This window comes from Flammeovirga sp. SJP92, from assembly GCF_001583495.1.
In the GTDB taxonomy this organism is placed as follows: Bacteria; Bacteroidota; Bacteroidia; order Cytophagales; family Flammeovirgaceae; genus Flammeovirga.
Window position 1 is genome coordinate 1 of record NZ_LQAQ01000121.1, and the last position, 5,536, is coordinate 5,536.

A 5,536-nucleotide genomic window follows, 5' to 3' on the forward strand; every position below is an offset into this window, starting at 1 on the left:
CAAAAGCTAAATTTCATTCCACTCGCCTCAATGATTTTAAACTCGCTTTGCTCAAACAAGAAAATCATTTTTAACGGCTCAATTCATGAAATTCTTAACGCTTTTCCGGGGAGTACTACCAAACTATAATGGTAAAAAACTCAATGGCGCGAATGTTAAGCGTTAGTGTCCTTCGTGTCCTTCAGATCATCAAAAATCTCCTGATTTCTAAACACTATAAATAACGAAAACTTAGTTTACAGTGTAATAAATTATCATCAATATCAATTGGCATTTTATGGACTGTATTATAATGTGAATTTTAGATCCAATCAAAGGAGACACAGAAAAAGAGTATTAAGCAAGAGATAAAAAGCGAACCAATATTTAAGAAAAGTTGATACTTGCTGTGTTTCTTCAGGTTGTATCTTTTTAAAACGGATAGTGTATTAGATAATATAATGCAGAAAAGTCCAAAAATACCATGATCTATTCCACCTGAACCATCATGTCTATTTAGCAAAATATAGATTCCGCCAACTATAAAAAGATAGGGAGGAATATTCATTACCAAAAAACTAAATTTGTGTTTAATAAAGATGGATAACATTCCTATTATCAATACAAGTTGCTCTAAAAAGGATAGGGGTAAATAGGTAATTTGAAAAATAGTTTCAAAAGTCAAATTCTCATAGTTGCCCATCAATCTCTCATATTGATCAGCAGTTACACCCAAAAACTTTGTCAGTAACAAAAACCCAAAATAATGAGTATATCCTTTTAGGCGTGCTGTTGTTGTTATGTTGTAATCACGTTTCATTTCTTATCTGTGTATATAAAATTAGGTTTATGTTTTAGTGCTTTATCACTTTCCGTCTCTAGGGGTAATGAAAAGATACATTACCACTCTACTTGCTCACAATAAGCTTTTCCGATGTAGTCTTTAAAGTCTTTAATTTTCATGAAAGTCATTGTTTCAATGTCTAATTCCCACACTGCCGATGATTCGGACCATGGATCAGTTAATAGTTCAATACTATTGTTAGATTTCAATCTCATATCATGAATCCATTCGAAGTGCTCAACTATGAATTTTTCGGTTGGAGGAATGTTGATTTTCTTCCATACCGTTAAATGTTCTCCTCCTATTATGGCCCATTTATTACTGACGCTGATGAGTCCACAATTAGGATTCCCGTAAAAATCATCTGATAGCAACATCTTACCTGAGGGTTTTTCAATTAAGAAAACCCGTTCAAATTCGTAGGTGATTTTAAGTTTTTCTGTTTCGAAAAGTGTTTTCATTTCTAAAAATTGGCATTTTGAGGTTCATCATTTGATAAGTATTGATATTCATTTTCTTATCAAATGGAACTAAAATGCTTTTATTAAAAAATATCTGAAAATCAGATAACATTTACTTTTTCTTCAAGTTAAATAAAAAAATGAGCATGTGAATTCTAGAGACCGCTTTTACTTAGATCATAAGTACAAATTCAAAATTATCTCATACTAATTCTATTTATTGTTTTGCGAGTACTTCCTTCAAAAAACTTTCTATAGAACCACTATTAATACGTTTTTTTAGTGTTGTACTCACTTGGATTTTTTTTATTAAAGAGCTGTCTCAACATGCATTAATCATTGTTGGCGTAGGCTTTTTCAAATTGAGCAATTAATTTTTCAATATCCTCCTCCTTGTATTTTCTAGAAAAGTGTATTGGGTAAGCTCTTTTCACCTCACATTCTTTCATGATTTTTCCAGACATAGAAGCATAGCTATGGTAATTTTTCTTCGCCAGTTCCTTGTCTTCATCTTTGTAAAAACATTCAATATATACCTCATCGCAAAGCCCAAACTTTTTCAAGATCTTAGAGTGATTTTCTGGACTAGCATCATGATCCATGATGATACCGACTTTTTCTCCAATTTCTTTTTTCACCATAGGAAAAAGTTCTTTGGCTTTATACTCTTTCCCTTCCACTTGGATAGTAGTCTCTGCCTGATTTTCATCAAAGGCGTTCTTCAGTTCTGCTACCCATTTTCCACCTCTAAAACCGTTTTCTAATACAATTTTAGTCTTATCTACAGCTTTAAAAAGATAGGCAATAGAATCAGTCTTATGATCTAGAATTTCAAACTCAACATTAAAATCTTTTTCAATAAAGATGTTTTCTTCCTCAAAGCTCCCCATCACTTCTTGCTCCCAGAACGGAGGCTTGAGTACAACAGATTTATAACTTTGTTGGTCTAGAATTTCACGGATTTCATAAGTAATAGCTCCTTCCTCGATCAAATTCCAGCAATAACTTTTGATCCTATTTTGCACTTGATCAGCAATCCCATTAGGCCCACAAATTACTACCTTTTTGCCTGTACCAATCTGATGACGAAGAAGAGTATCAAAATTCACAAAATGATCTATGTGTGTATGACTCAAAAATACAGCGTTGGTATCTTGACATTCTTTTACCGAAAGTGCCTTCGCTTCCCCACAGTCACAGATATAATTGAACGAATGATTATCTACTTTTATAAGAAGACAAATATCTTCTTTTCTGTCACTTTTTACTTCTACTGTAAACATATTTTCTTGAAGTGTATTTTTATGGCTAATGTGTTTTTTACGGATAATGCTTAATAAACACAAGTGTTAAGTCGTAGGTTTCACTTGTAATTTTAAGTAGTCTATTAATTTTCGATTCTAAGTCTCAAAAGGGGTAGATAAGAAATCATTATTTCTTTTTTTTTAGGTAAAGTGAGCACATTTAAAAATTATCAATCTAATAATTAGAGAGTAAATTGAAGATAGAAAATGTGCTCACAAAATATTATTTGTTTTTTAAAGTAGATAGCTCCTTTTTAAGATTGTGATTATCTTGAATAAGTTGTTCGATTTGTTCTCCTTGTTGTTTTAATTTTTTATTTTGATCGATTAGATATAATGTAAGTTCTTCAATTTTTTGAAGAAGTTTTGAGTCCATTTCTCCTAGATTAATTCCGTTTTCAAGTACTTCTTTTTCACTTGGAATTTCAGGAAGATGTCCTTTTGAATTTATATGTTCTTCAACATCTTCTAATGTTCTTAAATCATAATTTTTTTCAAAAACGAAGTCAGACCATTCATTTGCTTCCACTTTTATCTCTCTAGCTCCAATTGATCCTTCAACTGCTAATTTATGACTACCGTTTGTTAAAGTACCCAAACTCATATTTCCATCATTATCTATAGTTATCCCCTTTAAAGGGTCATCACCTCTACTGATATGGAAATTTTTTGATGCAGAGTTTATCCAAATTCTAGAGGTATACTCTCCAGAGTTAGTCCATAAAGTAATACCTTCACTTGGTCCATTTCCATTGATTTGAATTTTTCCATGTTCAGGATTTATTGTTCCAATACCAATTTTTCCATCTTGTTTGATAGTCATTAGGTCTGTTTTACCATTCTTGTCAACATTACGAAAATATATGGGGTGATTGTAAGAGGTTCCAATGGCTAAATCAGTACTAGAGTAAATTTCATTTGGATCAGCTATAAGAGAGTTAGTTCCATTGGTAATTTTAAAATAGCTAAAAGATGAATTCCATTTAGCACCTATTGTCCCAGAGTGTTTAATTTCAAATTTTGAATCAAATACTGTAGTTCCTATACCAATATTACCATCATTATCTAAAGTAATACCTTTATTAGGATTATCACCTCTGCTAATATGAAATAATTTGTCTAAAGAGTTAATCCAAATTCTTGATGTCATGGAACCTGTGTTAGTCCACAAATTGATTCCGGATGATGGCCCCTCGGCATTAATATGAATGTATCCATGTTGTGGATTTGTGGTTCCTAAACCTACACCTCCCGTAGTTGGAAAAGTATTTTGAGCAATGAGAGTCTGACTAAAAAGTAGGAAGACTAAGCTAATGATGATTTTTTTCATGAAGTTGTATTTTTAGTTTAATAATACTAAAAAAGTAAAATGAAATACATAGATAATTATGTAAAGCGTATCATTCTATTCTTAAATAAATTTGCTTCTAAACGCTAAATTAATATCATTATAACAATGATCAAATAATTTGTATTACCTCTTTACATTAAAAGATTTTGAGATTATTACAAATAGAACAGTGATAAACTCAATAATATAAAAATCACTGTAATACGTTTTTCTAACTTATCCTCCCTTTTCTAAAAACACCAATCGAATGATAGTCTATACTAGAATTAAAATGTTCATCCCACAGAACAAAATTCTCATCAGAAGTCTGTAGAAATGAGTGTAATGCTGTGAGGGAAATCGTTTTTGAATGTTGTCGATCAAGAATCAAATGCACACTGTCAGATTGAAAATAATTCGAAATAGTGTGCATTAGAGTATCAATATCTTTGTGAGGTAACTGACCGATGTGAAAATACTCTCCTTCCCATTTTACTTTATAGAATAACCTTTTCGATATACTAAAAAGATCTTTAGCTTCCATACGCTATAGTTTTTTTATAGTAGTTGCTGACCTGTTTGACAAAACCCTTTATTGCTCTTCCTTTTGTTTGGAGAAGAAAAATCTTAAAGCGTCGTACGTTGCAATCAAAGGTAGTGATCCGTGTGTTTCATTTTCATAAAACTTTGTTGCAATACTCAATTTATTCATGCTTTGCTTGTGAAAATCATCTTTAAAAGTCAACATCGATCGCATATGGTAGGAGGCTTGTGTGGTGTCATTTCTGATTGAATGGATATCAGTGCCAGGTACCAAACCATTGGCAATTGCAAAGTAGAGTTTTTTGTTTGTGTAATCTATTTTGTCAAATTTTTCTAAGTATAAATGGAGATATTTATTGGATAACCACCACAAAGTGGGATCGATAGAGAGGTAATTGTCAAAAAGTTCAGGGGAGTTGATCATGGTGTGAATCACAAACAAACCACCAAGGGAATGCCCAATAATAGTATTACCTCCTTTAGTTCTGTATTTTTTATTGATATAAGGCATGACCTCGAACTCAATAAAATCTGCAAATTTTACTGAATTTCCCGTTTCAATATTAAAAAACGGATCTTTCTCTGGCGTTAAATCATACCATCTATTGATATTTTTAATGCCGATGACAATCATTTCAGGCACTACGTTATTTCTGTTTACCGCACTTAATTGCTTTATCATACTCGATACATAATCAAAATGAGATTCACCATCTAGTAAATACACCACCGGATATTTCTTCTCTTTTTTCTTGCTGTAACTTTGCGGTAAATGCACATAGAGTTCTCTTTCTTGTTGCAAATGATCAGAATAGATTTTTTCAATATGACCAATACTTATTTGAGTTTCTTTTGCGTCTTGGCAATAGACTTTTCCCACTATTAAGGAAAAAATTATGATTAAGAGGTTAGCTTTCATGTTTAGTTGATTTTCTTGGCTTTCATTACGCATAACATTGCTGTATGCAGTCAGATTTCAAAAAAAGTGGTGACATACAGGGAGTTTGTTTCTTTAAATATAATTCAATCTTTAAGATGGGGCAAGTTGCTGATGACTCTATAATTTAAAGTGTTC

6 protein-coding genes are annotated in these 5,536 nt (G+C 31.8%); all 6 read right to left on the bottom strand.

All coding sequences use genetic code 11. The features are described from left to right. Positions 1-301 precede the first annotated feature (301 nt). The 6 genes from AVL50_RS32130 to AVL50_RS32155 all read right to left on the bottom strand — a co-directional run bounded on the left by AVL50_RS32130 (position 302) and on the right by AVL50_RS32155 (position 5,380). Positions 302-799 carry a hypothetical protein gene (locus AVL50_RS32130; protein ID WP_062622108.1) on the bottom strand — a complete coding sequence of 166 codons (498 nt, stop codon included), beginning with the start codon at positions 797-799 and terminating at the stop codon, positions 302-304. Between the two features lie 80 nt (positions 800-879). Continuing rightward, complete coding sequence (locus tag AVL50_RS32135) at positions 880-1,284, bottom strand: hypothetical protein (RefSeq protein WP_062622110.1); 405 nt, start codon at positions 1,282-1,284, stop codon at positions 880-882. Positions 1,285-1,616: 332 nt separating this feature from the next. Next, complete coding sequence (locus tag AVL50_RS32140; protein ID WP_062622112.1) at positions 1,617-2,567, bottom strand: peptidase; 951 nt, start codon at positions 2,565-2,567, stop codon at positions 1,617-1,619. Positions 2,568-2,811: 244 nt separating this feature from the next. After that, on the bottom strand, positions 2,812-3,918 hold the full coding sequence (locus AVL50_RS32145; RefSeq protein WP_062622114.1) for a hypothetical protein: 1,107 nt from the start codon (positions 3,916-3,918) through the stop codon (positions 2,812-2,814). Between the two features lie 232 nt (positions 3,919-4,150). Then, on the bottom strand, positions 4,151-4,462 hold the full coding sequence (locus tag AVL50_RS32150) for a hypothetical protein (RefSeq protein ID WP_062622116.1): 312 nt from the start codon (positions 4,460-4,462) through the stop codon (positions 4,151-4,153). 48 nt (positions 4,463-4,510) lie between these two features. Then, the gene (locus AVL50_RS32155; RefSeq protein ID WP_172826965.1) at positions 4,511-5,380 is read right to left on the bottom strand and encodes an alpha/beta hydrolase; all 870 of its coding nucleotides are present in this window, start codon (positions 5,378-5,380) and stop codon (positions 4,511-4,513) included. Positions 5,381-5,536: the final 156 nt, after the last annotated feature.